29 protein-coding genes and 2 pseudogenes are annotated in these 25403 nt (G+C 34.9%); 8 read left to right on the forward strand and 23 right to left on the reverse strand.

Annotated elements, in window-relative coordinates:
• Positions 1-71: 71 nt before the first annotated feature.
• Both ACY9Z2_RS06160 and ACY9Z2_RS06165 read right to left on the reverse strand, forming a co-directional pair.
• Positions 72-799, reverse strand: a pseudogene (locus ACY9Z2_RS06160) (MOSC domain-containing protein).
• 79 nt (positions 800-878) lie between these two features.
• Positions 879-1448, reverse strand: a pseudogene (locus ACY9Z2_RS06165) (TetR/AcrR family transcriptional regulator).
• Between the two features lie 177 nt (positions 1449-1625).
• On the opposite strand from ACY9Z2_RS06165, the gene ACY9Z2_RS06170 reads away from it, so the two are divergent.
• The 3 genes from ACY9Z2_RS06170 (at position 1626) to ACY9Z2_RS06180 (ending at position 3468) form a co-directional block, all read left to right on the forward strand.
• Complete coding sequence (locus tag ACY9Z2_RS06170) at positions 1626-2564, forward strand: DsbA family protein (RefSeq protein ID WP_463608737.1); 939 nt, start codon at positions 1626-1628, stop codon at positions 2562-2564.
• Positions 2565-2625: 61 nt separating this feature from the next.
• The gene (locus ACY9Z2_RS06175; protein ID WP_463608738.1) at positions 2626-2931 is read left to right on the forward strand and encodes a monooxygenase; all 306 of its coding nucleotides are present in this window, start codon (positions 2626-2628) and stop codon (positions 2929-2931) included.
• A 393-nt stretch (positions 2932-3324) separates the two neighbouring features.
• Positions 3325-3468 carry a hypothetical protein gene (locus tag ACY9Z2_RS06180; RefSeq protein WP_463608739.1) on the forward strand — a complete coding sequence of 48 codons (144 nt, stop codon included), beginning with the start codon at positions 3325-3327 and terminating at the stop codon, positions 3466-3468.
• Positions 3469-3701: 233 nt separating this feature from the next.
• Here the strand turns inward: ACY9Z2_RS06180 and ACY9Z2_RS06185 are convergent, their stop codons facing one another.
• From ACY9Z2_RS06185 to ACY9Z2_RS06200, 4 genes are all read right to left on the reverse strand, one after another.
• Complete coding sequence (locus tag ACY9Z2_RS06185; protein ID WP_463608740.1) at positions 3702-4271, reverse strand: DUF4256 domain-containing protein; 570 nt, start codon at positions 4269-4271, stop codon at positions 3702-3704.
• Between the two features lie 125 nt (positions 4272-4396).
• Positions 4397-5029, reverse strand: coding sequence for an FMN-binding negative transcriptional regulator (locus ACY9Z2_RS06190; RefSeq protein ID WP_463608741.1), 633 nt, complete (start codon positions 5027-5029; stop codon positions 4397-4399).
• Between the two features lie 4 nt (positions 5030-5033).
• Positions 5034-5552 (reverse strand): spermidine/spermine N(1)-acetyltransferase, encoded by a 519-nt coding sequence (paiA, locus tag ACY9Z2_RS06195; protein ID WP_463608742.1) that lies wholly within the window; start codon positions 5550-5552, stop codon positions 5034-5036.
• A 373-nt stretch (positions 5553-5925) separates the two neighbouring features.
• On the reverse strand, positions 5926-6186 hold the full coding sequence (locus tag ACY9Z2_RS06200) for an atypical membrane-integrating protein (Mistic protein) (RefSeq protein ID WP_463608743.1): 261 nt from the start codon (positions 6184-6186) through the stop codon (positions 5926-5928).
• Between the two features lie 184 nt (positions 6187-6370).
• Here ACY9Z2_RS06200 and ACY9Z2_RS06205 point away from each other — a divergent pair, with 184 nt between their 5' ends.
• The gene (locus tag ACY9Z2_RS06205) at positions 6371-7165 is read left to right on the forward strand and encodes a sporulation protein (RefSeq protein ID WP_463608744.1); all 795 of its coding nucleotides are present in this window, start codon (positions 6371-6373) and stop codon (positions 7163-7165) included.
• Positions 7166-7321: 156 nt separating this feature from the next.
• Here the strand turns inward: ACY9Z2_RS06205 and ACY9Z2_RS06210 are convergent, their stop codons facing one another.
• The 4 genes from ACY9Z2_RS06210 to ACY9Z2_RS06225 form a co-directional block, all read right to left on the reverse strand.
• Positions 7322-7708, reverse strand: coding sequence for a VOC family protein (locus ACY9Z2_RS06210; RefSeq protein ID WP_463608745.1), 387 nt, complete (start codon positions 7706-7708; stop codon positions 7322-7324).
• Between the two features lie 95 nt (positions 7709-7803).
• Positions 7804-8604, reverse strand: a complete 801-nt coding sequence (locus ACY9Z2_RS06215; RefSeq protein ID WP_463608746.1) for a DUF4097 family beta strand repeat-containing protein — start codon at positions 8602-8604, stop codon at positions 7804-7806.
• Positions 8597-9157: an HAAS signaling domain-containing protein gene (locus ACY9Z2_RS06220; RefSeq protein ID WP_463608747.1), complete on the reverse strand. Its 561-nt coding sequence runs from the start codon at positions 9155-9157 to the stop codon at positions 8597-8599. The genes ACY9Z2_RS06215 and ACY9Z2_RS06220 overlap by 8 nt, the downstream gene beginning before the upstream one ends.
• Positions 9150-9473, reverse strand: a complete 324-nt coding sequence (locus ACY9Z2_RS06225; protein WP_463608781.1) for a PadR family transcriptional regulator — start codon at positions 9471-9473, stop codon at positions 9150-9152. The genes ACY9Z2_RS06220 and ACY9Z2_RS06225 overlap by 8 nt, the downstream gene beginning before the upstream one ends.
• Positions 9474-9685: 212 nt before the next feature.
• On the opposite strand from ACY9Z2_RS06225, the gene ACY9Z2_RS06230 reads away from it, so the two are divergent.
• The gene (locus ACY9Z2_RS06230) at positions 9686-10120 is read left to right on the forward strand and encodes a MarR family winged helix-turn-helix transcriptional regulator (protein ID WP_463608748.1); all 435 of its coding nucleotides are present in this window, start codon (positions 9686-9688) and stop codon (positions 10118-10120) included.
• Positions 10121-10190: 70 nt separating this feature from the next.
• Here ACY9Z2_RS06230 and ACY9Z2_RS06235 read toward each other — a convergent pair whose 3' ends face one another.
• The 3 genes from ACY9Z2_RS06235 to ACY9Z2_RS06245 all read right to left on the reverse strand — a co-directional run bounded on the left by ACY9Z2_RS06235 (position 10191) and on the right by ACY9Z2_RS06245 (position 12514).
• A complete protein-coding gene (locus tag ACY9Z2_RS06235; RefSeq protein ID WP_463608749.1) occupies positions 10191-10712 on the reverse strand; it encodes a CarD family transcriptional regulator in 522 nt (173 codons plus the stop codon).
• Between the two features lie 161 nt (positions 10713-10873).
• Positions 10874-11443 carry an NADPH-dependent FMN reductase gene (locus tag ACY9Z2_RS06240; protein ID WP_463608750.1) on the reverse strand — a complete coding sequence of 190 codons (570 nt, stop codon included), beginning with the start codon at positions 11441-11443 and terminating at the stop codon, positions 10874-10876.
• 12 nt (positions 11444-11455) lie between these two features.
• On the reverse strand, positions 11456-12514 hold the full coding sequence (locus ACY9Z2_RS06245; RefSeq protein ID WP_463608751.1) for an LLM class flavin-dependent oxidoreductase: 1059 nt from the start codon (positions 12512-12514) through the stop codon (positions 11456-11458).
• 122 nt (positions 12515-12636) lie between these two features.
• On the opposite strand from ACY9Z2_RS06245, the gene ACY9Z2_RS06250 reads away from it, so the two are divergent.
• Both ACY9Z2_RS06250 and ACY9Z2_RS06255 read left to right on the forward strand, forming a co-directional pair.
• Positions 12637-12978 carry a winged helix-turn-helix transcriptional regulator gene (locus tag ACY9Z2_RS06250; RefSeq protein WP_463608752.1) on the forward strand — a complete coding sequence of 114 codons (342 nt, stop codon included), beginning with the start codon at positions 12637-12639 and terminating at the stop codon, positions 12976-12978.
• Positions 12979-13102: 124 nt separating this feature from the next.
• Positions 13103-13528, forward strand: coding sequence for an RrF2 family transcriptional regulator (locus tag ACY9Z2_RS06255; RefSeq protein ID WP_463608753.1), 426 nt, complete (start codon positions 13103-13105; stop codon positions 13526-13528).
• Between the two features lie 270 nt (positions 13529-13798).
• On the opposite strand, the gene ACY9Z2_RS06260 is transcribed toward ACY9Z2_RS06255, so the two are convergent.
• The 7 genes from ACY9Z2_RS06260 to ACY9Z2_RS06290 form a co-directional block, all read right to left on the reverse strand.
• Positions 13799-15448: a catalase gene (locus ACY9Z2_RS06260; RefSeq protein ID WP_463608754.1), complete on the reverse strand. Its 1650-nt coding sequence runs from the start codon at positions 15446-15448 to the stop codon at positions 13799-13801.
• A gap of 168 nt (positions 15449-15616) precedes the next feature.
• Positions 15617-16159, reverse strand: coding sequence for a CBO0543 family protein (locus ACY9Z2_RS06265; RefSeq protein WP_463608755.1), 543 nt, complete (start codon positions 16157-16159; stop codon positions 15617-15619).
• 242 nt (positions 16160-16401) lie between these two features.
• The gene (locus ACY9Z2_RS06270) at positions 16402-17070 is read right to left on the reverse strand and encodes an alpha/beta fold hydrolase (RefSeq protein ID WP_463608756.1); all 669 of its coding nucleotides are present in this window, start codon (positions 17068-17070) and stop codon (positions 16402-16404) included.
• Between the two features lie 292 nt (positions 17071-17362).
• A complete protein-coding gene (locus tag ACY9Z2_RS06275; RefSeq protein ID WP_463608757.1) occupies positions 17363-18034 on the reverse strand; it encodes an HAD-IA family hydrolase in 672 nt (223 codons plus the stop codon).
• A 156-nt stretch (positions 18035-18190) separates the two neighbouring features.
• Complete coding sequence (locus tag ACY9Z2_RS06280) at positions 18191-18610, reverse strand: HIT family protein (protein WP_463608758.1); 420 nt, start codon at positions 18608-18610, stop codon at positions 18191-18193.
• Positions 18611-19004: 394 nt separating this feature from the next.
• The gene (locus tag ACY9Z2_RS06285) at positions 19005-19553 is read right to left on the reverse strand and encodes a DUF420 domain-containing protein (protein ID WP_463608759.1); all 549 of its coding nucleotides are present in this window, start codon (positions 19551-19553) and stop codon (positions 19005-19007) included.
• A gap of 243 nt (positions 19554-19796) precedes the next feature.
• Positions 19797-20516, reverse strand: coding sequence for a ferredoxin--NADP reductase (locus tag ACY9Z2_RS06290; protein ID WP_463608760.1), 720 nt, complete (start codon positions 20514-20516; stop codon positions 19797-19799).
• A 347-nt stretch (positions 20517-20863) separates the two neighbouring features.
• Between ACY9Z2_RS06290 and ACY9Z2_RS06295 the strand changes: the two genes are divergently transcribed.
• Positions 20864-21655 (forward strand): 3D domain-containing protein, encoded by a 792-nt coding sequence (locus ACY9Z2_RS06295; RefSeq protein ID WP_463608761.1) that lies wholly within the window; start codon positions 20864-20866, stop codon positions 21653-21655.
• Between the two features lie 179 nt (positions 21656-21834).
• Here the strand turns inward: ACY9Z2_RS06295 and ACY9Z2_RS06300 are convergent, their stop codons facing one another.
• From ACY9Z2_RS06300 to ACY9Z2_RS06310, 3 genes are all read right to left on the reverse strand, one after another.
• Positions 21835-22413, reverse strand: a complete 579-nt coding sequence (locus ACY9Z2_RS06300; RefSeq protein WP_463608762.1) for a hypothetical protein — start codon at positions 22411-22413, stop codon at positions 21835-21837.
• Positions 22414-22965: 552 nt separating this feature from the next.
• Positions 22966-24159, reverse strand: a complete 1194-nt coding sequence (locus ACY9Z2_RS06305; protein ID WP_463608763.1) for a DUF4317 domain-containing protein — start codon at positions 24157-24159, stop codon at positions 22966-22968.
• Positions 24160-24405: 246 nt separating this feature from the next.
• Complete coding sequence (locus tag ACY9Z2_RS06310) at positions 24406-25302, reverse strand: fructose bisphosphate aldolase (protein WP_463608764.1); 897 nt, start codon at positions 25300-25302, stop codon at positions 24406-24408.
• Positions 25303-25403 lie beyond the last annotated feature (101 nt).

Consider the following 25403-nt stretch of genomic DNA (forward strand, 5'->3'; position numbering starts at 1 on the left):
TTTAGATGGTTTTTGATCTCTAAAGGGGAGTATTAATTTTCTCTAAAAAGCTCGGACTATGTATGATACATTCAGTCACTAAGATAAACTTCATCATCCACATGAATGTCACCTGTTTTTATAACAGTAGCATACACACCAAAATTATTTTTTCTTTCTTTTATAACTGTTTTATGTAAACTCGGATCTCGTTTTGCATTATCTGGATTAACAGTAATGATCATACACCTTTTACAATGTCCTACTAACTCAATTTCTACTTCATTTCCTATTTTTATTCGTTTACCAATCCATTCTTCTTCAATAAACGGTATTTTTTCATTTAATGAAATAAATAAATTAGGACGAAATCGTCGATAATCAACCTCATCCTTCCCCCACATTGCTTCCAAATTATCTACTGAAGCATCCGTTACAAGTTGAATGTGTTCTACTGCTATTGGTCCAATCGGTACGTGTGAAGGGGTATATTCAGTAGTAGAGATTTTTCGATTTGATTTGTTTTCCATTTCTTTAATTAATTCCGTGTCCTTCCAATTAAAAACCTTACCCTCAGGTGTTGTGACTTCCACTTTCGGATATTCATCCATTGATTCTTCTCCAACAAATCTTGCTTTATATCGAACCATTTCTTGGAATCTAGTTATTGTTAGGAAATCATCTTTTTTGACTCATCTAAATAAGCGTGGCTTCTGTCTCCATATAAACCATAATCCATTATTTTGGTTTTTGGCACACTTTCTCCGGAAAAAGATTTTATAGGATGGCGAACTATTTCCTTGATATGACCGACTAACATTACATTCACTCCTATTTTAATTTTAAACTACTATAAATTATTATAATGGCTATTAAATGCCCTTTTCACATTATTTTTGTTATTTAGTAAATCCAAAACCAATCCCTGAAATTATATAAGGTATTGCTGAATTAATAAATTCTTCAGGCGATAACTTTTTACTATTTCTTCTCCACTCTACAGATGCCCCGTAAATCCCCCAAACTAACATGACAGCAATAACCTTTAACCCGTGCTCTGCTTTAGTTGGATGTTGTTTCAGCAGCATTTTCTAAAAAATGACTTCAAGCTGTTCTTTAATAATTCGTGCAATGGTATCTTCGTATCCCCTATGACAACGATTAGATAATGACTTTTGAAAATTTGTAATCGCTAAGAAGATGCAGACCAACGTTTCTTCATTTAGTTTATTATTTTGGTAGTAATCACAATCCAAATTAACTAACAAAACTTCAGATAATGCCTTGTCCAGCAAGTCATATATATCCTCAAAATGATAATAGAATGTAGCACGATTTATCATAGCCTCAGTTGTAATATCCTTAACGGTAATATCCTTAAATTCTTTTTCCCCTGAAAGTTCAATAAAAGAATCCATTATTAATTTGCGAGTACGCAAAACTCGGGGATCCGTCTTTGATTGCGTCAATTGTTACTCACTCCTACTTTTTAAACAATTTATTCAATGTGTTGTATAAACGACAAATTCACAGAACTATTGGTATTGATCAAGTTCATTATGACTTAAAATTCAATTGTAAGGCAAATATATTGTGTCAACTTTCATTAATGAAAATCTATTTCTAGTATAAGAATTTTTAACGAGATGAGGGGAAAAGAATTGAAAAACAATAGTAATATGATTTGTGATGTTGAAACAGGTGTATGCGGAGTAACTGGAGAGAAAGAAATGGAGGTGATTGATTTTAACCAACCAAAAAAATCAATCAATCTTTATTATGTAACTGATCCAATTTGTTCTCATTGCTGGGCGATTGAACCCGTTCTTCGACGTTTTAAAGAACAATATGGGCATTATTTTAACTTTCATACCGTGATGGGCGGCTTGCTAGAAAAATGGCATGACGGACCAATTGATCCTGCAAACGGAATTTATAAACCAGCCGATGTTGCTGGTCACTGGAGAGAAGTTGGAGAACATTCAAGAATGCCAATTGATGGGACTTTAATGATTGATAATCCAGTTCAATCATCTTATCCACCTTCTCGTGTATTTAAGGTGATTCAAAAAAATCATCATGATGCATTAGCATATGAATATTTGCGCCGTGCAAGAGAAGCACTTTTCGCTTTTAATCATAATATTGCAGATGAATCGGTTATGATTGAAATTGTAAATAAACTTGGTCTCGATGGAAAAGCAATTGTAAATGAAGCAGAACAGTCAATCGGACAACAATTGTTAAATGAAGATTTTGGACTTGCAGCGAGTTTAGGTGCCAGAGGATTTCCGACTATTATCATGGTCAATGAGCATAATAAAGGTGTTAAAATTGTTGGTGGCCGTCCGTTAGAAAATTATGTAGATGGATTAAAGCAGGTTCTAAATACGGAAGAACTTCAACCAAAACAACAACCTTCTCTTTCTCGTCTGCTTGAAAAAGAACGTCTGTTATTCTCGAAAGAAATTGAAGTAATGTACGATGTTGAACAATCAGATGTTTTTGCTTTTGTTGAAAAAGAACTCACATCAGATTGTTATCAAGTGAAAGAGGTTTTAGGGGAATCCTATTTTAGCAGTTAAGAAAGCACAAATCCTTTCTTATTGCATAGTGAAACTACTAATTAAACAAAGGAGAATGACCATGGCATATATATTACAAGTGGATTTTAACATGAATGGACCATTCGGAGATGAAATGGCAGAAGCATTTTCTGATATAGCAAAAAGTATTAATGAAGAAGATGGCTTCATGTGGAAAATCTGGACAGAGAATCCCACAACAAATGAAGCAGGTGGAATTTATCAGTTCGAAACGAAAGAAACAGCTGAAAAATATATTGAAATGCATTCGAAAAGATTAGCTGGTTTTGGAATAACAGATGTCAATGCAAAGATCTTTGCTATCAATTCTAGGCTTACTGAGATTAATAAAGGACCAGTCAAATAAATTATAAATGTTATGTAAACACTCATCAACTAGAACGGGAGTAGCTTAGGCTATTCCTTTTCTGACTGTGTTAAAGACCCAACTAAAAAAGCATGAAGTTTTGTACTTCTAGTTATTTGCCCTGTTTTTAAAATATATAGCTCTTTCCCCATTTAATATAAATCAAAAGTTTGTATCTCCACTGTATAACCACTATGATTATTATAGTAGGTGTTTAGTAATAAGCACTGTTCTTTCTGAGCCGAATTGATAGTCAACATATTCTATTAAATGAACAAACATGGTGCAATCTTTTTTTCTCAAAATAAGTAAGACAATATGTTATCTGGAGAGAAGAAAATAATTAAAAATTCGCGGAATAATAACTTAAATACTACATAGGGAGGTGAAAAAATGCCTAAATTTGATGTAAATAAAGCAATGAATAAAATTAACGAATATACTAATTCAAAAAATAACAATGATGAAGATCAACAATGGAAAGACGAAGTATTAAAAAGTTTAGCAAGAATTGAAGAAAAATTAGATAACAAATAACAATTATTAGGGCATCCATTTAGGATGTCTCTTTTAATATAAGCTCGAAGAAATAAGAACTGAAAAATGCTTATTAACTCACCTAATCACTAATCAACTCAGACAAATTGGACTAGAGAACAAGAAAATGGACTGCTGGAAACAGCCCACATTGTTCAATTCTTCTACCCTATTCCCCACGATAAGTGGATCGTAATCGTTCTGAAATTTAAATTAAGCTTCCTAAGCAAAAATTAGACTCTTAGTGAGCCACGAAACCCTCGGGCACCATAGTAAGAATCTGCTCCGTTATGATACAGGAAAACGTGTCCGAAACGATAATCGCAAAAAAGAGCCCCACCACGTTCTCTTATGTCAGAAGGGGTTTGCACCCAGCTCGACGTTTTCTTATCGAGATTTTCAAGTTTCTGCAACGCGCGATATTGTTCTTCCGTCAATAGTTCAATGCCCATGTCAGTTGCCATATCAATGGCGCTATTTTCTGGTTTATGTTTTTTTCTTGACTCTAACGCTGCCCGGTCGTAACAAATACTTCTACGACCTTTAGGACTTTCCGTTGAACAATCATAAAAAATGTATTCGTTTTTCTTATCATCATAAGCAACTACATCCGGCTCACCGCCAGTTCTTTCCATTTCATTGAGCGACCACAACTTTTCCGTATTCTCATCCAGCTTTGCCTCAACTTCTGCCCATTCAATATCTTTATGTCTATGCATGTTCTTCTCAAAACGGGCTTTCAACTTTTCGAGCAATTCTCCACGTTGTTCTGGGGTTAACACCTTTTTATTACTATTTGCCATGTAAGTTCCCTCCCTATTTGTTTAACTGTTAAGGTTTATGTATATTTTATAATAAATCATTTAAAGAATTGCGCCAAGGCGACAGTTCCGTTCTTTCTGTATTGAGAGTTGAATAATAATTGGGTTTACATGTTATTTTTCAACTTCTTATCCATAAGTTCTGCCATTTGTTCCGCATTCGAATTTCCTTCATTATGTAATTTATCAATGATATTACCATAATCAAATTCATCACGATTTTGGCTTAACTTATAAGCCGCTTGAACTTCTTGTATTTTGATTTTAAATCCAACAATACCTTTCATTTGTTTTTTTGTTTGGGCAGATAGATTTTCCCATAAAGCTGCACCCTCTCGATGTTGTTCATATTTTTGTAATAGTAGAATAAGGTCTTCTTGCAATTCTTGTTCACTCATAATACTAGCTGTTCCATATACATGGACAGCTTGATAATTCCATGTTGGTACATTTTCAGATTGATACCAGGATGAAGAAATATAAGCATGTGGACCTTGATACATAATAAGAACATTATCGTTAGCAGCCTCGAAAGTTTTCCATTGCGGGTTTGCATAAGCCATATGTCCAGTTACATAGTAATCATCACCTTTTTTAAATAACTCCAAAGGCAGATGAGTGGCAATTGGTTTCCCTTCTTTTGTCGTCACAATTGTTCCAAAGGAATTGTCCTGAATAAATTCTTTGATTTCATCAAAATCCGTTACTTTGAAATGTTTAGGGATAATCCACCTTTCCAAAAAGTTATATAAGTGTTTTGGTCATTATAATGTCTATTTGTTTCTCATCACCCATATAGAAAGAGTGGGAATCTGTTTGAACAAACCCCATTTTCTTATAAAAAGCAATAGCGTTTTCATTTTTTTCCCACACGCCTAACCAGATTTTCTTTTTACTTTCTTCCATCGCAATTTCCATAGCTTTACTTACCAGATACTTACCGAGACCATGCTTTTGAAATTTCCTCTTAATATAAATCCTCTCGATTTCAAGTGATTCATCATCCATTACTTCGGACTGAGCATCATTGGTATTAACCTTTAAATATCCAGCTAATTCATTATTATAATAAACAAAAAAGAATTGTGAAGAAATGGTTTCTAATTCTTTTTCAATTTGGCTTAGGTCAAATGCTCTTTCCAAATAGGCATTCATATTTTCGAACGAATTCTGCTTTTGAAATGTCTCATTAAATGTTTCATAACTAATCTCCTGAAGTTTTCGTGAATCTTCAATGGTACACTTTTTTATGTTTATCGTCATTTAACATATCCCTCTTTATAATAAGTAATAATCATTCTATTAATATACTATATTACATTTTCCTGAATAATATCAAAATACATTAGCCTTAATACAGAGCTTTTGTGGTAGGGCATATAGGTTGTTAACATTTCGTTCAAGATATATCACACAAAATATGTCCATATTTAGTTTTAGTTAAAAGATTTACAGATTGTGCCACCCTTTCCATTTACAATTCGATTGTATATATAAAATGGTGTACTCATACTATCGTTTCCTTTGTGCAAAAGGTGTCATAAACTTCGATATTAATTTAGGGATATTTCCTATAAACATACAAAAATAACTCACCAAACGATGAGATAAATTACCGTATTTTTTTCACCCGCTCTTATTCTTTGTCCAAATCAACATCATCCAAATCGAGCCAAGAAAGCATTTCGTGAACTAACGTATTTATTCTTTTATTAACTTCCTCATTACCAAACTTCACCTTTGCTTTTTTAATTTGTTCAATAACTGAATCGTCAAAATCAATAAGCTCTTGATCTGCTTCCATTTCGTTAAACAAATCAATCATGGCTTCGTTCCCTTGCTGTATCTGATCAATAGCATCGCTATACTTTTTATAATCATTTTCGTTTGCCTTCATTTGTATCACCCAGTAATAGAATGTCCAAGTTTTAGTAAATAAATAATTTAATTGTACAGGATGAATAAACGTAGTTACATTAACTACTGTGCTAATGCAAATAGTTTTAACTAAATAATACTGATTATTTAAACATAATCACCATTATGGTATGATGGGTTTAACAAGTACGAGGAGGAAAATCATGTCAATTCTAAAAAAGACAATTGCAAGTTTTGGTGTAGGATCTGCCAAAGTAAATACAAAGATAACGAATGATATAGTTAAACAAGGTGACACACTTCATGGTACCGTAATTATTCTTGGTGGAGAAACGGAACAATCAATTGAATCTATTAAACTACAACTCATGACATTATATTGCCACGAAAGTAGCGATCGTCTAACCCGTGCTACTATTTCTACTCAAAAAATAAATGAACCACTTAGTATCAAGCCAGGTGAGAAAAAGGAGTTTTCTTTCACGATGGAAATTCCGTTAGATACACCGATGACCATGAGAGACGAGGAAACTGGATTGAACGTACCACCAGTTTGGATCGAGACTGGTCTTGAAATAAAGAATGCATTTGACCCAAGAGATAAGGATCATATTTCCGTTGAACCAACAGATACATATCAAAAAATCATTGATTCTATTAAGATGCTAGGCTTTAGTTTCAGACAGATGGAAAACGAGAAAGCTGCGCGTAGAATTGAGAGTCGTTTACCTTACGTACAGCAATTCGAGTTCAAACCCACTATAGGAAAATATGCTCGTAAATTAGATGAGTTAGAAGTTTACATTGTTCCTGAAAAAGAACAAACTAAATTATATTTTGAAGTTGATAAGAATACCGGAGAATCTATGGGATCAATTTTTGAAAAAATGAACTTGAACGAACACCGCGGTGTAATCACACTTCAAAATGAGACTATTTTAAATGACATTGATTATGTATGCGATCAAATCGAAGAAATTATAGATAGTGTTGTGTAGATTTAAAGATTAATAGTGAGCATGATTATTTGTAGCTAATTACGCTTTGAAAAATATGCTCACAGGAAAAACTTAAAGAATCCACTTTTGAAAGAGATTTATCAAAAGTGGATTCTTTTTTAACAATCTTCCGACGTAATACTCATTAACAGTTCGTTACTTGTTCTGCGCTATTTGTATTAGGTTACCGCATGTATCATCGAAGACAGCTAATGTGAGTTCCCCCGCATCTGTCGGTTCCGTCGTAAACTTCACGCCTTTTTCTATTAATCGTTCGTATTCTTTATGAATATCTGCAACGCCAAACATTGTTGCCGGTATGCCTTCAGAAAATATCTTCTTTTGATACTCTTTGGCAGCAGGATGGTTATTCGGTTCGAGTAATAGCTCTGTACCGTCTTGATCCCCGGGAGAAACAAGCGTTATCCACCTAAATTCTCCAGCAGGAACGTCATGTTTTTTTACAAAACCCAGCGTTTCCGAATAAAACTTTAGTGCTTTGTCTTGGTCTTGTACGAATAGACTAGTAGCAATTATTTTCATAATGCATTGCCTCCTTTGGTATTTTTTAAAATTAGTAAATGCTATCAATATATAGTATTTGGCTTTTTGATATATTTCAAACTGCTTTCTTTATATCACTTCGTAACAGTAATCTCCCCATTATCCGTGGAAAGCATAATTTTATTCGCACCATCACCAAAAACAGCATTATCACTATATTTATCGAATATATTAATTTCACCATTATCTACTTGTACATCAAATGTTGCATTAGTTGGTTCTTTATTCGTTTTAATGGTGATACTGCCATTATCCGAATTCAAAGTAATCGGACGATTTAAATTGGTGGTCTCGAGAATAATTTCGCCGTTATCTGTTTCTCCATGGATTTCACCAGACACGTTTTCGAGCAAGATTGTTCCATTATCTGACTCGACTTTCAAAGCTGTTGCTTCGATGTCTTTTAGTTCAATCTCCCCGTTACTTGTTTCTGCATGGATATTTTCTATATTTAATTGCTCCGCTTGGACCGTACCATTGTCGATATCGATTTGTAGCGATTTGTACTGCTTTTGAGGTAACGCTATCCGTAACGTTAAATCCGATCCCATGAAGTGAAACAACTTAAATACCTTCTGTTCTTTTACCTTAACCGAAAGCTTATCACCAGTTTGCTCAACAATCAATTCCTTTGTTACATCTTCTCTACTCTCTCCTACAAGTTCAACTGTTGCCTGTGAATCATCTGTTGAGACGATTTCTACCCTGTCATTGTTAGCGTTAATGTCTATGTTTGTAAATGTATTATTTTTTATTAACTTTTCTTCCTTAATTGCTACTGCCTTACTTACGGATTGAAATGTAACGATACTTCCAATTGCTCCGACTACTAGCAATATGAGTGCGATAATAGATGTCTTCTTGATTTTATTCATGCTTCAATCCCCCTTTCACAAGCGATACGTTATATTTTAAATAGCGCACGAATATGTTGCTTAATGCTTTTGTGGCAAAAAACAATCCAATTGTAATGAATAACCCTGCTCCAGCAAGCATGATGGAGAAGAATAAATCAAACCATTCAAATGACAACGGGTTAATTAACACGTTAACTAATACGAGAATCGGTGAAGCTACAAAGGAAATTCCAGCAGCCCAGCCCGCAAGAACGACTCCAGCTATTGCAACAAACGGACCAAGTACAATGACTAAGTTAAAAAAGCCTAATCCAACTACGGCCCACAGCGCTCGGAAAATGTTGCCAGTACTAGCAGTTGCCTCCATTTTTTCTACATGGTGCGTAGCAAGTAATTCTTTTGCAATATGGTGCGGCGAGCCTAGAGATGCCGCAATTTCTACTTCCGTTTTCCCATCCGCTAATCCATTGGTGAAATGCTCCTGGAAATCATGTAGAATATCCTGTCGTTCATCGCTAGAAATTCCTTTTAATGATGATTCCAATTCATTCATAAATTGTTTACTATTCATTGTCAAAACCCTCCTTTATTAACTGATTGACACCTTTTGAGAAATCCTTCCATTCTTGCAGCAATTCCTGCAAATAGTTTTTACCTTTGTTGGTTAAACTGTAATACTTTCGAGATGGTCCCTCATTGGATTCCTTTAGATAGGTTGTAAAGTATTCTTCTTTTGTTAAACGTCGCAATAATGGATACACGGTGCCTTCTGATATTTCAATTTGGTCAGAAATTTTTTGTACGAGTTCATATCCATATCGATCTTCTTTATCAAGTAAAACGAGTACACAAAGTTTTAGCACACCTTTTTTAAATTGAACGTCGATTGGTAACACCTCATCTCTTCTGGCGTTCTATGCGTTATTAACCAGTACTATATAATGTATAGTAGTGATTAATAAGAAATATATCACATGGTACTATACAATGCAAGGTACTGTTTTAAATTTTCTTCTAAACTAACTATTTAAGGAACAAATTGACATCACATCAGGGTTTTTGTATAGTTAGTGCGAAGAATAGGATTGGAGTGAATCGTTTGCCTTCAAATGCTGAGTTACAAACGTTGGATTTAATAGATTTATTAAGCGAGCGTCATGGTTTGGTCCGCGGAATTGCAGAGAAAGCATGGAACGATACGAGTGAGATTTATATTTCAAATTCGGAATGGTATATCATGGCCAGAATTTATAAAAAGCGACCGACCATTTCCTATGTAACGAAAAATGTGGATATTTCTCGCCAGGCAATACATAAATTTATCAAGAACCTATCCGCAAAAGGATTAGTAAACGTCCAAAATGTAGAAAACAATAAGAAAGAAAAGTGTATTGAATTAACGGATTTGGGAGAAGAATGCTACGAGAAAAACGCTGCGCTTAAAGCCCAGCTTGAGGGGGAAATTGCGGAAAAAATTGGTGTAGAGCGAGTAGAAATTCTTAAAGATATTTTAAAGTTAGACTGGCAATTATAACAATATAAACCCCCCATTTTCTCAAAATAACAAAAAGGGGGGACATTTTATTAAAAAATTTCACTTTCCATTAATGATTAGTGAGAGAAAAGTCTGGTGATCCCTTGATGGATTTTTTAACCATTTCCTCAATAGTATGAGTTGTCGTATTTAATGCTATAGCTAATTCATTAAATAATATATTTTGAGTATCGTTCAATAGCTTCAGATCTTGTTCATATAGCTTTCTTTCATGAATTTCAGCGTCAATTTTCTTCCGCAAAAGTGTATTAACCACTTTAGCGATTTCCTTTCTTTCACCTTTATGAACAATCTCTGAATAAGCGTTACGACGCGAATTATGTTTGTCATCCCACTCTACCCCCGGGTGCTTAAATGATTCCATTATATCGAGAGCTTCCTCACTATCTGCCAACTCAAGCATAACAACCTTTTCATTATGAACAGGAGTGCTTATCGTCAGGCGATCATCTTCCAATGGATGCAGCACATAATACGTTTGTGTAATACCTGAAATCGTTTTTTCACAAATATCATCTATTTTACAAATACCATGAGCAGAATAAACGATTAAATCTCCAACGTTATACATTTGATTCCTCCACTCCTACTATATACCGTCAACTACATTCATTATAATTCCAACGCGGTATTTTTGTCAACTAAGTTGACTATAGTAAAAAAGCAGAAAGCTCTCTTTAATAGAACACAGCTACTAATCGGTTGCGATTGAAATTCTAATGACTCTAGGAACTAGAAACCATATTCTGCTACTTCTTTTTCTTCACGAATTTTCGTATAGGTTTCTGTCAACAAAACCGTATCTTCCACCAAACGATTAATCCGGAAAAATACATCATCATTAACGATTTCTTTTCGCAGGAAATCTTTTTCCTCAATAAACACATACGTTTGGACAATTTGTGCTTTCATGTAGGCTAAAATTGGTTTTAATTGATTTTCTGCAATTAAGTAATGCTTTGCCGAACCAGCTGTCACAAGGATGCTGACGACTTTATCAAGAAACGCATTTACAGGAAGTAAATCAAATACATTTTTCAATGTGGCTGGAATCGATGCCTGAAAAATCGGAGTCCCAATAATAATGGCATCCGCTTCCATAATCAGCTGTGTCACATATTTGGTATCGCCTTCGTATTCTAAGTAATTGCGACCATCGCTAAACTGTACGTCATAATCAGCTAAATCAATCAATGTCACTTCCGTATCTGGACATTTTTCTTTTACATACTTCAGTGTGTAATTCATCGCCGTTCTTGTTTTCGATCCGACATTTGAACCGGATAACCCGACTATCTTCATACAAATCGCCCCCTACTTCTTAGCCGTGTATTTCTTAATTGCTGGTAAAATTTCCGTACCAATAATTTCGATATTTTTCTTTAAACGTTCAAATGGCATACCGCCAAAATCGATTTGCGCTATATATCGTTGATGCCCAAATTCCTCATGTTGATAAAGCATTTTTTCAATAATTTCTTGTGGACTACCAATATTCATAACGTTATGCGGATCAACACCCTGCGCAAAATGCTGCTTTGGAAAGCCCTGTCCGTTTGTTTTCTTCATTCCTTCATTAATATGCGGATACATATCCTTTAACGCCTGCTGTGATGTTTCTGCAGCATAGAAAAAGCCAGCCGTAGCTATTGGTAGCTCGGATGGATCAAATCCATTGCTTTCGGCAGCGTTACGGTACGCATCAATTGTACGCTTAAACACACTGACTGGTCCACCTAAATGCGCCATAAACATTGGTACGCCAGCATATCCTGCCTTTATTGCACTAGCGGGGGATCCACCGACAGCACGCCAAATCGGCATTGAACCGTCTTGTGGGCGCGGAAGCACTTTTGCATTGTTTAACGATGCACGGAATTCACCACTCCAATTAACAACCTCTTCTTCGTTGATTCTCCGCAACAAATCAAATTTTTCCTCAAACAGTTCTTCATAATCACGAACATTATAGCCTAGTAGATCAAAAAGCCCGATTCGTGATGCTCGTCCAGCAACAATCTCCGCACGACCACCTGAAATTAAATCAAGCGTCGCGAAGTTTTCATATACGCGTACAGGATCGGAAGTGCTTATAATTGTTGATGAGCTTGCAATCTTAATATTGTTTGTAGCTTGTGCAATAGCTGATAGAACCACAGCGTGCGCTTGCGTTGCAAAATATTCCTGATGACTCTCCCCTACACTAAAAAAATCAATACCAGCTTGATCAGCTAGCTTTGCATATTCAATCAGTTCATGTATGCGTTCTTTTGCAGATATTCTTTCACCCGTTAATGGATTTGGCAAATGGTCTCCCAGTGTATAAATACCAAACTCCATCCCTTTGGCAGGATCAATTCTATATTTTTCCATTCATTTATCACCAATCTTTCCATTGCTTGTCTACAATGCTATTATAGAACATATAATTCGTTTAGATAAGTACGCACTTATCGGTGGTATAGTATACAAAAAGATACTTAGGAGGATTATTGATGAAAAAGATACCTGAAGAATGTCGTGTCGAGGATGCGTTAGGTATTTTAGTTGGAAAATGGAAGCCTATTATTTTGTTGCACTTAATGCAGAATGGAACAAAACGATTTAGTGAACTTAAACGTAGCTTACCCGGAATCACACAGAAAATGTTAACCAAACAATTGCGGGAATTAGAGGATGAAGACATTGTCGCGCGTGTGGTATACCCTCAGGTTCCACCAAAAGTGGAATACTCCATTACCGAGTATGGACGTGGCTTGGAGCCAATTTTAGAAGCAATGCACGAATGGGGAACAAAACATACAGCACATAAGATGGAGAAGCATATTAATCATTAACCATTATTGGGAATATCGGTTACTGCCTATTATTGATCGATGATACTTATGCTGACGGTCACTAGATTCGTTAATCAATTATAGATATAAAAGGTCTTTAATATATTATTAAAGGAGGCACGTTATGAAATACTCAAAAGCCACAAATTATGCTTTGCACACAATGGTCTATTTATCCTTACAACCAAAAGGAAAATCGATTAAAGTAGAAAAGTTAGCGAAAATACAAAACCTCTCTCCCACTTACCTTTCAAAAATTTTAACAAAGCTGGTTAAAGCAGGACTAATTGAATCCAACCCTGGGGTCAATGGTGGTTACAGTATCACGAGACGGTCTCAAGCAATTTCTTTTTTACATGTCATTCATGCTATTGAAGGTCAAACAACATTATTCAGATGTTCACTCGATCATAGTAATGAAGATTGTTTAATTGAAAATGTGATGCGTGATGCAGAACGTAATATGAAAGATGAATTGAGCAAAAAATATATAAGTGATATTGCAAAACAAATCGAATCGAAAAAAGAAATAATTGTTAAGTTTAACTAACTATTTTTTTGAATTAATTAAAGATATCAATAGTCTATAATATACTTAATTAAAAGATCGGTGGAGATCCTGCGCTACGTTGGTAATGGTGGAATCAGAAAAGATTTATTTGAGACAAAAATGAATCCATTAATTAAGGCTGAACGATGGTGAATACCGTTCAGCCTAAGTAAAATAGTCCTTCAAGAGCTAACTCACTTTGGAAAAGTAATTACACTACATGACCAGCGTGGACACTTATTACGTTTGCGTTTATCGTTAACGATTTTTTTAATAAGGATCGGATTCATGACCTTTCTTCACAGCATCTTTTGTTGCCTTGTTCTCAGCCATTGAACCTTCACCATATTTCGAAATCCCTGAATCACGTCCGGGTACCTTATTTTCCGCCTTATTTTCTTGCAGCTCTTTCATTTTCTTTTCAATACCTTCCTTCACCCGTCGACCATAGTCTTCATCAGCTTTGGTGAAGTGCTCAACCATGGCATCTTGAATACGTTTGTCACAAATCGCAAGTGCATCAGAGAGATTGTTGATCAATTCATCGCGCTCCCAGTCTTCAAACCTACGATATGTATCGCCTGCCTGACCGTAATTATTAGGACGGTCAATCGGTGCACTCATTGCAGCAGCGTTATACGTTGGACGGTGCGGTGGTGGCTCTTCTTCACTGAGCTCTTGATAGCCTCCGATCATCGATGGTTCATAGTTAACATGCGGATTATCACCAGACTCTTTCGAATCACGAATATCCATTTGTCCACGATGTTGGTTTGAGCGCACGTCCGTTTTCGGTGCATTAACAGGTAATTTTAGATAATTTGCACCTACACGATAGCGCTGTGTATCAGAATACGAGAAAGTACGACCTTGCAACATCTTATCATCGGAAAAATCCATTCCATCAACAAGTACCCCTGTACCAAATGCTGCTTGCTCAATCTCCGCATGGTAATCTACTGGATTGCGATCAAGAACCATACGTCCGACTGGTAACCATGGAAACTTATCCTCTGGCCAAAGCTTTGTATCATCTAGCGGATCAAAATCGAGTTCTGGATGATAATCATCTTCCATAATCTGAACAAAGAGCTCCCATTCCGGATACTCCCCACGTTCGATCGCTTCATATAAATCCTGTGTTGCATGACTCACGTTCTTCGCCTGAATAGCGCTTGCTTCATCTTGTGTTAAGTTACGGATTCCTGACTTCGGCTCCCAGTGATATTTCACCAATACAGCCTCACCTTTTTCGTTTACCCATTTATACGTGTTAACACCAGATCCCTGCATATGACGGTATGTTGCTGGGATGCCCCATGGTGAAAATACAAATGTAATCATATGTGTAGCTTCAGGTGAACGTGAAACAAAATCAAACATACGCTGTGGATTAGGTACATTTGAAACCGGGTCAGCTTTAAATGCATGAATCATATCAGGGAATTTCATCGCATCACGGATAAAGAAAATCTTAAGGTTATTCCCGACCAAATCCCAGTTACCATCTTCTGTATACATTTTAATTGCAAACCCTCGTGGATCACGATCTGTTTCTGGTGCATCTTTTGATCCAGCTACTGTAGAGAAGCGAACCATTAACGGTGTTTTCTTCCCAGCGCCTGAAAATACTTTTGCTCGCGTATACTTCTCTACCGGTTCATCACCGACTTTTCCATACGTTTCAAAATATCCAAATGCGCCTGCTCCTCTTGCATGCACAACACGTTCTGGTACTTCTTCCCGATCAAAATGGGAAATCTTTTCAATGAAATGATAGTTCTCAAGTGTAGCTGGACCGCGATTTCCAATTGTACGGATGTTCTGATTATCCGCCACTGGCCTGCCCTGGCGAGTAGTCAATGTCTCCCTCTTCACGTCTTTTCCGTTTGAAGCATTCTTGTCATTGTTTTCTGCCAATATTAGTCCTCCTCATAATGATTTCCATATATTTTTCCTCTTAATAGAAAAGTTATACAGTATTAAGGAGACTGAGTCGAAACATGATTACATTAAAAAACCGATTGATTCTTTGAAAATATCAATCGGGTGTTGTATCACGTGATGTGCTTTTCTCTAAAACAAAATTTATTTCATGTCCTGAAAAGAAAAATCAAAATATAATAGAATAAAAATTAGAAAAGGAATAGTCAGGACCCAAGCCCACAGGGGTTTTTTATGGTGAAGTCCAAGGATCGGAAACATCACACAATTAAAGAGGACTGACCAGCCCATGCTCCATCCATTCTGATAAGAAATTTTTCCTCCTTGATAGAAGAAGAGCTCAATGGCACTGAAAAGAAATACCCATACAATAATATATCCGATTTGAAGTAGCCACTGTTTAGGATAGTTAGAAAGATAAATCAAAGCAAACATCGGAAATTGAACAAATACAATAAAAAAATCAGTCACCGTATGGTTAGGAAGAAATAACGTTTCATGAAAAAACCATAATGAATGTTGATACATTAAAAGACTGCTAAATAAGTTTACACATATCATAAAGAGAATCGTAGGGTAATACGCTCTCCAGTTTTTCCAATCAGCTAACCGCCAGGTGGCGAAAATCAATATAGGGACGATGATCCATCCACTGACATATGATAGAGGTTCAAGAATTGTAGCCATTGTTATCATCCTATTTTACATTTATGCCACTATTGTTCGCACAGGATAGACGGATTATTCTGTGAAAAAATTAAAGGCATTTTTAAATAATCGGCCTGCCAATACTTAAATAAAGATAAGTACTAATGAGATAGATAAAAAAGAACTTAATAAGCTAACTATTCATTTCGACCATTCATATTCTAAAATACTCATTTCCCATAAACTCCAGTTTTATCATAGGTCTCCCTATAAGTTTTTTATTAAATGAGATTATAAAAAAACTCTCTAACCAACGTATTATAAGTTTTTGGCTGATCAATGTTTACCGTGTGTCCTCCCCCCGGAACTATACCTATTTCAATATTACTATTTTGCTTTTTGATGTGTGTTGCTGCTTCCACCTCGTATATGTCTTTACTTCCGTTTAAAACTAATATTGGAGTTTTTAAATTTCTCAATTCCTTATTACTAATTGTAGGATAATTAAATGTCATAGTATATAACACCTTTTTTAACGTATCAAACCATCTTTCACCGTGAACATGTTGAAAGTGAGTAGCAATATTTTTATCATTTTCTTCAATATGTATAAAATATTTATATTGCTTTTCCATAACTTCCTTAAACTCTGTGGGTATAAACGTTGAATATCCCGTTAACACAATTCCATTAACAAGATCCGGTTCCCTTTTGGCGATGTGAATAGCTAATGATGCTCCTAAGGAAAGTCCTAGAATAAACCCTTTTCCTTTACTCTTAATTTTTGATACCACCCAATCAAGCGTATCTTCAAAATAATTGTCAGATGCAACTTCTTTGGAATTACCATGACCAGGTAAATCAAGTAAAATCAGTTCAAAATCGGATTTTAAAAAAGATATTTGATTAATAAAATGTGATTCGGCCGTCCCCATAAAACCGTGTAACATATATAATTTATTAATTTAGATCTCCTCCAATAATTAGCTTCTATAAGACTTCTTAATTTTACATTATAAATATTATTATATTAACAGTCTTAAGACTTAATTTAGATTGACCAAAAGTCGTATTAAATTGAAAACCTTCTTCTTTATTACAAGTCAAAAAAGCCGATTGATCTCTAATAGAACCAATCGACAGTTTTCTTTAACTGTATTAATAAATACACTTAATCGTTTCATTTCTTTAGTAATAACACTTAGCACACAAAATCCTAATAAATCTTTTCAATAAAATCACCTAAATAGACAATTTATTGATTAATTTGGGTAGTATTTCTTTTAACTCAATTAAATCATTGATCACTAAATCAGCCTGTGCTAATTCATCTTCCCGTGCAAAATCAAAATTGCATCCAATCGATACTAACCCATTTTCTTTTGCAGCGTTAATATCAGACAAACGATCTCCTACTACTGCTACTTCTTTAATTTGATATTTCTCAATGATTGCCTTAACCAAGTCAGTTTTATTCAATGATTGTATTTGTTGAATACTGAACGTTTCTGTAACCCATTTATCCAAATTATAATAGCTGACAATTGCTTTTAAGTAATCCGTTAAACCATTACTAGCTATGTAAATGGAATAATTATTTGCATGTAAATAACTGAACACTTCCGTTACATTCGGGTATAAATCACCTTTTCCACCCTTTATATTTTCAATTAGTCTTTCAAGAAAGTAGGTATTCATTTGATTCCTTATTTCCTCTGAATGGTCTGGTAACAATGTTTCCCATACTTTTGGTAAAGGTACACCCATAATTTCCCGGTATGTATCGATAGGTGTTTCTGTTTCCCATTTATTTAACGATCGCAAATAATCAAAGGTATCATCCAAAGACAATTCCAATATCTTATCTGTTTGAAATAATGTTCCATCCATATCAAATATTAGTGACTTGGACATTTGCTTCCCCTCCTTATTCAATTTTTTAATTGTTTTTCCAAACTGTAAAAAAAGTGTATCTTCAAATATTATCTCATCATATTTTTCAAAACCTAAATCGATCCTTCTCGTTTAAACAAACATCTATAGAAACACACCATTAATGAAATAAGTATATTAAATGTTTTCATGTATCCACTCTCTAAGCTTTTCAGCGTATGGTGTTCGTTCATCGGGAACAGTTTGATAGCCTTTCATTTGGTAAAGGTTATCATTCTCGTATCTTGGATAGACGTGGAGATGATAATGCCACACGTCTTGATTTCCAGCAGGTTCATTATGTTGTCGAGTTGAGACTCCATCACATCCATATGTATTTTTCATCGCAAAAGCTGTTAGTTGTGCAGCAAAATGAATATCAGCTGCATAATCTTTGGGTAATTCAAAGATGTTTTCAAAGTGTTTATTTGGAATAACAAGAACATGTCCTTTATTGTTTTTCCACCACTTACTTGCGATAAAGACTGTTACGTAATCATTCTGGTAAATAATATCACTCTGTTTCGTTCCTAATCCAGGTACCTCATTACCTGACATAACCCGGCAAAATGGACATTCGTATCCTTTGGGTTTATGTGAGTATTCATTCAATTTCTTTTCGACTCCCTTTTCACTTAAAGATTTTATCATTTTTTGAGTAATGTGCATACATAGCTGTAAAGAGTATTGGAACAGCGCATATCGTATAAATAACCAGTACTGGAACTAATCCTTTTATCATGAATGTTCCCCCATGCACTCTTGACTTCCCTTTAGAATTAACTACTATACTAATCATAAATAAAGCTGAAAATTAAAACAACGGTTAGTTTTATGTATGCTAGTTTAATAAAAAAATAAAGCGATTCACGTGTTCATGAGTCGCTTTATTACCAATAGTTTTCTCTTATTATATTTAATTATAGGTTGAGAACCCTTGAAATCCGATCACTTAATAGTATGGTGAAATCATTAAGTAAACCAGTACACCCGTAAGGCTTACATACAGCCAAAGTGGCATCGTCCAACGTGCAATTTTCCGATGCTTTTCAACTTTCATATTCAAGCCTCTTCCAAGTGTGATTAACGCTAGCGGTACAATCAATGCAGCCAGAACAATGTGTGTAATGAGTATAAAATAATAAATGTACATCAGAAAGCCATCTCCACCGTAGCTAGTGGATTCAGCCATAGAATGATACGTCAAATAAGAGATAAAAAACAAAAAGGTTGTTACGAATGCCGCGATAATAAATCTTCGGTGCAGTTTAATATTTTTCTTTTTAATCATAATAAGGGCGGTTAGTAAGAAGATAAAGGTAAAGCTATTCAAGATAGCATTCATCATCGGTAATACTGTTAGTTCAATGCCCCATATCATGTTATCTGCGCTTTTTGGCAACATATACGTTCCTAAAATAACTCCTACAATAAGAATAGATAGTATCCAAATCAGTGGATTGTAATTGCGCTGTTTAGTTTTATGTATATCACTACTCATACTTTTTTCACTCCTAAATATAAAAATACCTTTCAGTAAGCATATGAAAATTAATCATAAAGAGCAATACATAAGGATTACATATCTTCTAAAAACGGAAAATGTCATCCTTTAGACAAAAAATAAGTCCAATTTTCTAAAGTTGGTTTTGACCCAAGAATTTAAAACACACTTGAAATCCAAATTGGACTCAAGTGTGTTCCAGTAAAATGTTATGTGTGCTCAACATTTTTAAATTATTGCTTAATATCCCTTAAATTTTTCTACTATGATATTATCTTCAACAACTCCATTCTCAACGAGCATTTGCCGCATATCTTTAACCATTCCTGGAGGACCACATAGATAAAAAATTGGCTTGCTAACATCAACTACATGTCTTTTTAGCATGTCCGCATCAATCATTCCACTTTCGCCATCCCATTCACTGGAATCAGCATCGGACATCACTGGCACAAACGAAAAATTGGGGTTCTTTTCCGCAAATCCTTTTAAATCTTCCATAAACGCTGCCTCTGCTGTCGTTTCATTAGAATACAAAAGTGTGAGCTTATGATGCAATTGATCATGTGTAGACTGAGCAATAATGCTTCGGACAGGTGTAATGCCGATTCCCCCAATGATAAATACTGCTGGTATCTTTTCATCCTTATGTAAGGTAAATTCGCCACGTGGTTCATCAAATTTTACCTCAGTGCCAACAGTAAAATCCTCGATCCATTGTTTAAAAGCCGAATCGGATATACGGGTAGCTGTCATAACTTCTTTTTCATACGGAGCAGATGCCATTGAAAAAGCACGTTCTTTAACGTCCTCATCGGTAATTTTCGGCTTATTCAATGTCATATCACAATATTGTCCAGCCTTGAAAGTAAATCCTTCTGGTCTTTCCCAATAAAATGCCATCGTGTCATTCGCTATCTCTTCTTTTTTTAGTAATTTTGCAGTGTATTTCGGATCCATTTTCTCTTAATTTCCTTTCCGCGAGTAAAAAATTATAGCTTATCAGACATGCTTTATAAAACATTTCTTTTTACTATTCTTTACAACATTATCTTGTGCTATGCATTTATATTAAGTCAGTAGTTTATAATAGTTACTACAATTTTTTATTTTAAAACGATAAGAACTAGTGAATGACATAACTCCCTCTATCATAGTCTATGCAGGAGATAGAGCAAATAGAACCTATTAATCTTAATTTAATTTAATTGTATTTCTTGTCACTCTCTTTTAAACGAGCTGTAACCGCACACATCGAGATACCGTGTTACGATTAGCTTGTCAATTATTAAAGGGGGACTACATAAATGAAAAAGTTAGTAGCTTTATTTGTAGGTTTACTTTTTATAGGTGTATTTGCAACTTCCGTATCTGCAGCTGAATATGAAGTGAAAAAGGGAGACACTCTTTGGGATATAGCAATGGAACATGATACAGACGTGGAAAAATTAATGGAACTAAACGAACTAAAGACCTCTTTGATATTTCCAAAACAGGTATTGAAAATTAATGAACGTAAAATAGATTATTACATAGTAAAAAAAGGAGATACGCTGTACCACATTAGCAAAACACACAGCGATGGTGCAACGGTCACGAGTTTAAAAGCGTGGAATGATCTTTCTTCTGATTTGATTGTCACCGGACAACGGTTAATTATAAATGGGCCAGAGCCTGCCCAACTGCAAGCAACAAAACAAGATACAAAAGAGACAGTTGAAACAAGTACAACTGCTACTATTACTAAATCTGAGCCAGATGAAGAGAAAGCAAGCATGAATGTAAGTGAAAAGAAAGAGGATGTAGAAGGTAGAACATTCACTGTTGAAGCAACTGCTTATACAGCATATTGCCCAGGCTGTTCAGGAATCACTGCCACAGGGTTAAATTTAATGGAAAATCCGAATGCGAAAGTAATTGCCGTTGATCCAAACGTTATTCCTCTTGGTACCAAAGTTTATGTAGAAGGTTATGGTTACGCCATAGCATCGGATACCGGTGGTGCAATCAACGGGCGTAAAATAGATGTCCATTTTGCGACGAAAGAACAAGCGTATAACTGGGGTAGACGATCGGTGGAAGTCACGATTGTAAATTAGAGACACTAAGGAACATTATAACATTTAAAGATTTCAAAACAATCGTATATGAGCGTCAGTAATCTCATTATTATAAATAAACTTTGATAAGTAGTTCAATTACAGGAGTACAAAATTCAATTTGTACCTTTAATTGGACTACTTTTTTCATAAAAAAACACAGGAATGCACCCGTTAGCTTAATTAATACTCAACTTTAACTTTGGGATTAATTCTTTGTAGTTTACAAAACAATCCCTTATAGAAAGAACCGCAAAATAAGAAGAAGGTATCAAATCGACTAATAGACACTCATCATAGATTAAACTAATTTCCAATTGTTTTTGGGGTTTAATTCTTTTTTCTAAAAGCAAATTCGCTAAATCTGCATAAATTTTTTGTCCATGTTCATCAATAGACCTTTCTACTGAAAAACGTCCAGCGAGGCTATCCCACCAAACTTTAAAGGATTGATATATTTCATTAAATTCAATTAAATAATTATCACCTTCAACGAATAAACCCTGATAAAATAAGTCTTTCTCCTCAGTGAAAATTTTCAGGTCATTTATTGGGTGTTCGGAAATTCGATTCGATACCTCAGTCCATAACTTTTTGTAACGCATTTCAAAGTCTTTTCGAAAGTTACAGTTTGTTGTTATGTATGGGAATTTCCATTCATCTCTTTTCTGACTCTGATTTAAAAATATATTTTGGATATAAACCAGGTAATTTAATGAATAAGAAGCTTCTGTTCTCATTTCGAAAGTGTTTTTCATTATAATACCCCTCCCCTTATTTTTTATCTATATCTACTTTAAAACAAAACGTACAGCAAATTTGTGTACAATATTTTTCTGCACCCTTGATTGTGAGATGTAATTTTAAATTTTTTTAAATATAAATGATTGTTATATTATATCAAATACCATTCATTGATGAAATTTTTGGAAAGTTTCTTTTTACTAAGTGCCTTTCACCTAACCTACTTTTCTTTTACCTATCTTTTCCATCAAATCTTCTTTAATTAAAAAGACAGGTAGTAAATTAGAGGTCACTGAAAAAGTGGTGGATTTTAAAATTTTTACCTTTCACCTTATCTTAGCATCTTGAATATACGGAGACTCCTGCGGGAAGTAAGAGATCGGCGAGACCCCACAGGACGGCAGTCCGCGGAGGCTCGACACTCGCCCGCGGAAAGCGCAGTATATTCAAAGATGCGATGGTAGATCCACATATTTTGTACTTTATTTAACTTTTTCAGTGGCCTCGTAAATTATCCCGTCTTTTCTCTATCATCCAATCTCATACATACGCTTCACTATATCGAATCACTTTCCATCCTCTGGTGCTTTTTCAAATAAAGCTTCTGGAATCATTTCAAAGCCTTCAATCACCGTATTTTCTTCTACTTCCATCATCAAGTAACTTTTTCCATTGAAATGAACTTGACGCACAAAACGTAAGTCTTGTGGACTCAGGGATATATTCGCTATTTTCGTCTCAATCTTGATTGATTTTGACGTATACTTCGGTACAATGTTTGTCGCTTTAAACTCATAACTTTCATCATCAATCACCGTTTTGAAAGCGGACTCTACTTTCTCCGTATTGACATCTTTTATGCCACTGCTTGTTAAAACTTTTTCTACATCTTTGTAATCCAGTTTTGGTATATCTTCCTCTTCATTTTCCTCTACAACCCTATTAATCTCTTCGTATACATTCGAAAGTGTGGTCGTATTGATTTTCTGTTCCCCAGCTACGTTCTTGACAATTTCTTCAAAGACAATTTTATCTTCAGCAGCAGTCATGATTTCTTCCGCATTTAAAACTTCTTCGATAAAATGATAATTCAACTCATTCTTCTTCCCTGCTGAATAAAGTACATGGTTAACATCCGCAGCATTATCCGTAATTGTAGGAAAAAGAAATCCTGATATTGGAGCTTTCAAATTAATAATTGGATCTACAACAATGTTGTACTTGAACGCTTTTTCAACATAGTCAAATAATAATTCTTTCTTCGGATCCTGCGTTTTATTCATACTACACAAAATAAAAGGATTTGAATAAACCATATCTCGAGCACTTTCTTCTGATTCTTCGCTTTGACGTTTCATCGGCTTCATGTACTCTCCACGAATAAAGGTAACAACAATATCCATTTCATATTGTTTATCCTTCAACATTTTTTCTACAAGGTGAAGCATATGTCCTTTCCATTCTTCTGTATCGTTACTTAATAGACCTTGATGAAGAATAAGTTGACTGTTATTTTGCTCATCACGCTGGAATTTTAGCTCAAATAATTTCTCATCCAATTGCCCGGCTAAAACTTTTTTAAAGTTTTCCATAAATAACTCTTTTTGTTCCTGTTCCAGCAATTCAAATGGCATACTTTGATGGTGATAAATATCACTCGATTCCTTCATTATGTACACAGTGAAAATTTCTTGTATTTTTAATAAGTCATTATCTACCTTGAATTGTTTACGTATATTAGCTATGTCTTTTTTGTCCAACGTTGTTCCACTCCTAAGTTGATAGTTAATGTGTGTTTTTTTCGGTACACACAGTCTACTATTTTATCATAATGCATCTGGTTTTTTCTAAAAGTATTTAGGAGATTGTTAAGTAAAAAGACCCATTTCCTATGTGCATATAACAATCAATGTGCCCTCCCCTTCACATACACAAAAACACCCCCGTATTAGTTAATACTTGTCTAATACGGAGGTGTTTTGATTTTTCTATAATGAGCGAAATTGTTATCTATTCTTCTCTACAGATGCATCATAAATCGATTCAACCGCTTCTTTCAATGCAGCATTAAATTCTTCATCAGATTGACTTGCATTTAAATTTTCACTTAATGCTCTAGAGAAGCTTGCAATTAAACCATCGTTCTCTTTTAATTTTGCGTTTGCCTCATCTTTTGAATAGCCACCTGATAAAGCCACTACTCGAACAACCTGAGGATGGTCGATAAGTTCTTTATAAAGATTTGCCACTGTAGGAATGCTAAGCTTCAACATAACAATTTCATTTTCCTTCAACTCATCTAGCTGTTTCTTAATTTCCTGCTTTAGTAATTCTTCCGATTTTTCTTTATCGGCACTATGAATATCAACTTCTGGTTCAATGATTGGAACCAGACCTGCATCGATGATTTTTTTACCGATTTCGAATTGTTGATCAACAACTTCCTTAATTCCATCTTGGTTTGCTTCTTTAATCACCGAGCGCATTTTTGTACCGAATATACCGTGCTCATTAGCCCTTTTCAATTTCTTATCAAGATCATCGATTGGCTTCATTTTCTGAACGCCGTTCGAAAGTTCGGCAAGTCCTTTATCAACTTTAAGAAATGGTGCAATTCCTTTTTCTTCAGCTAAATATTCTCCAGTATACTTACCCTCGATTTTACGATCCATTGTTTGCTCAAATAAAATCGCACCAAGAATATACTCCGAGTTAAATGCTGGCGCAGTAATAATTCGTGTTCTCATCTCATGGACAAGATCAAACATTTCTTCCTCGCTGGAATATTCGTTTTCGGATACCCCGTATGCTGCTAGTGCCTTTGGTGTGCTCCCACCACTTTGGTCAAGTGCTGCGATAAATCCTTTACCTTCTCTAATTCTATCCAAGTGTTTTTCCCGCATTGCTTTCACTCCTTCTAAGATTCAGTAGTTATACTTTATTGCAATAATTACATTGTAACATGCTAGAGAAAATATATTTATTGAAGGGAATTGAAATTTCT

The sequence above is a fragment of the Virgibacillus sp. GM2-2 genome, from assembly GCF_055329585.1.

Coding starts and splice junctions, on each gene's coding strand:
- ACY9Z2_RS06170 (WP_463608737.1), top strand. CDS start 1,626: ATGAGGGGAAAAGAATTGAAAAACAATAGTAATATGATTTGTGATGTT.
- ACY9Z2_RS06175 (WP_463608738.1), top strand. CDS start 2,626: ATGGCATATATATTACAAGTGGATTTTAACATGAATGGACCATTCGGA.
- ACY9Z2_RS06180 (WP_463608739.1), top strand. CDS start 3,325: ATGCCTAAATTTGATGTAAATAAAGCAATGAATAAAATTAACGAATAT.
- ACY9Z2_RS06185 (WP_463608740.1), bottom strand. CDS start 4,271: ATGGCAAATAGTAATAAAAAGGTGTTAACCCCAGAACAACGTGGAGAA.
- paiA (WP_463608742.1), bottom strand. CDS start 5,552: ATGACGATAAACATAAAAAAGTGTACCATTGAAGATTCACGAAAACTT.
- ACY9Z2_RS06200 (WP_463608743.1), bottom strand. CDS start 6,186: ATGAAGGCAAACGAAAATGATTATAAAAAGTATAGCGATGCTATTGAT.
- ACY9Z2_RS06205 (WP_463608744.1), top strand. CDS start 6,371: ATGTCAATTCTAAAAAAGACAATTGCAAGTTTTGGTGTAGGATCTGCC.
- ACY9Z2_RS06210 (WP_463608745.1), bottom strand. CDS start 7,708: ATGAAAATAATTGCTACTAGTCTATTCGTACAAGACCAAGACAAAGCA.
- ACY9Z2_RS06215 (WP_463608746.1), bottom strand. CDS start 8,604: ATGAATAAAATCAAGAAGACATCTATTATCGCACTCATATTGCTAGTA.
- ACY9Z2_RS06220 (WP_463608747.1), bottom strand. CDS start 9,157: ATGAATAGTAAACAATTTATGAATGAATTGGAATCATCATTAAAAGGA.
- ACY9Z2_RS06235 (WP_463608749.1), bottom strand. CDS start 10,712: ATGTATAACGTTGGAGATTTAATCGTTTATTCTGCTCATGGTATTTGT.
- ACY9Z2_RS06240 (WP_463608750.1), bottom strand. CDS start 11,443: ATGAAGATAGTCGGGTTATCCGGTTCAAATGTCGGATCGAAAACAAGA.
- ACY9Z2_RS06245 (WP_463608751.1), bottom strand. CDS start 12,514: ATGGAAAAATATAGAATTGATCCTGCCAAAGGGATGGAGTTTGGTATT.
- ACY9Z2_RS06250 (WP_463608752.1), top strand. CDS start 12,637: ATGAAAAAGATACCTGAAGAATGTCGTGTCGAGGATGCGTTAGGTATT.
- ACY9Z2_RS06255 (WP_463608753.1), top strand. CDS start 13,103: ATGAAATACTCAAAAGCCACAAATTATGCTTTGCACACAATGGTCTAT.
- ACY9Z2_RS06265 (WP_463608755.1), bottom strand. CDS start 16,159: ATGGCTACAATTCTTGAACCTCTATCATATGTCAGTGGATGGATCATC.
- ACY9Z2_RS06270 (WP_463608756.1), bottom strand. CDS start 17,070: ATGTTACACGGTTTTATGGGGACGGCCGAATCACATTTTATTAATCAA.
- ACY9Z2_RS06275 (WP_463608757.1), bottom strand. CDS start 18,034: ATGTCCAAGTCACTAATATTTGATATGGATGGAACATTATTTCAAACA.
- ACY9Z2_RS06280 (WP_463608758.1), bottom strand. CDS start 18,610: ATGTCAGGTAATGAGGTACCTGGATTAGGAACGAAACAGAGTGATATT.
- ACY9Z2_RS06285 (WP_463608759.1), bottom strand. CDS start 19,553: ATGAGTAGTGATATACATAAAACTAAACAGCGCAATTACAATCCACTG.
- ACY9Z2_RS06290 (WP_463608760.1), bottom strand. CDS start 20,516: ATGGATCCGAAATACACTGCAAAATTACTAAAAAAAGAAGAGATAGCG.
- ACY9Z2_RS06295 (WP_463608761.1), top strand. CDS start 20,864: ATGAAAAAGTTAGTAGCTTTATTTGTAGGTTTACTTTTTATAGGTGTA.
- ACY9Z2_RS06300 (WP_463608762.1), bottom strand. CDS start 22,413: ATGAAAAACACTTTCGAAATGAGAACAGAAGCTTCTTATTCATTAAAT.
- ACY9Z2_RS06310 (WP_463608764.1), bottom strand. CDS start 25,302: ATGCGGGAAAAACACTTGGATAGAATTAGAGAAGGTAAAGGATTTATC.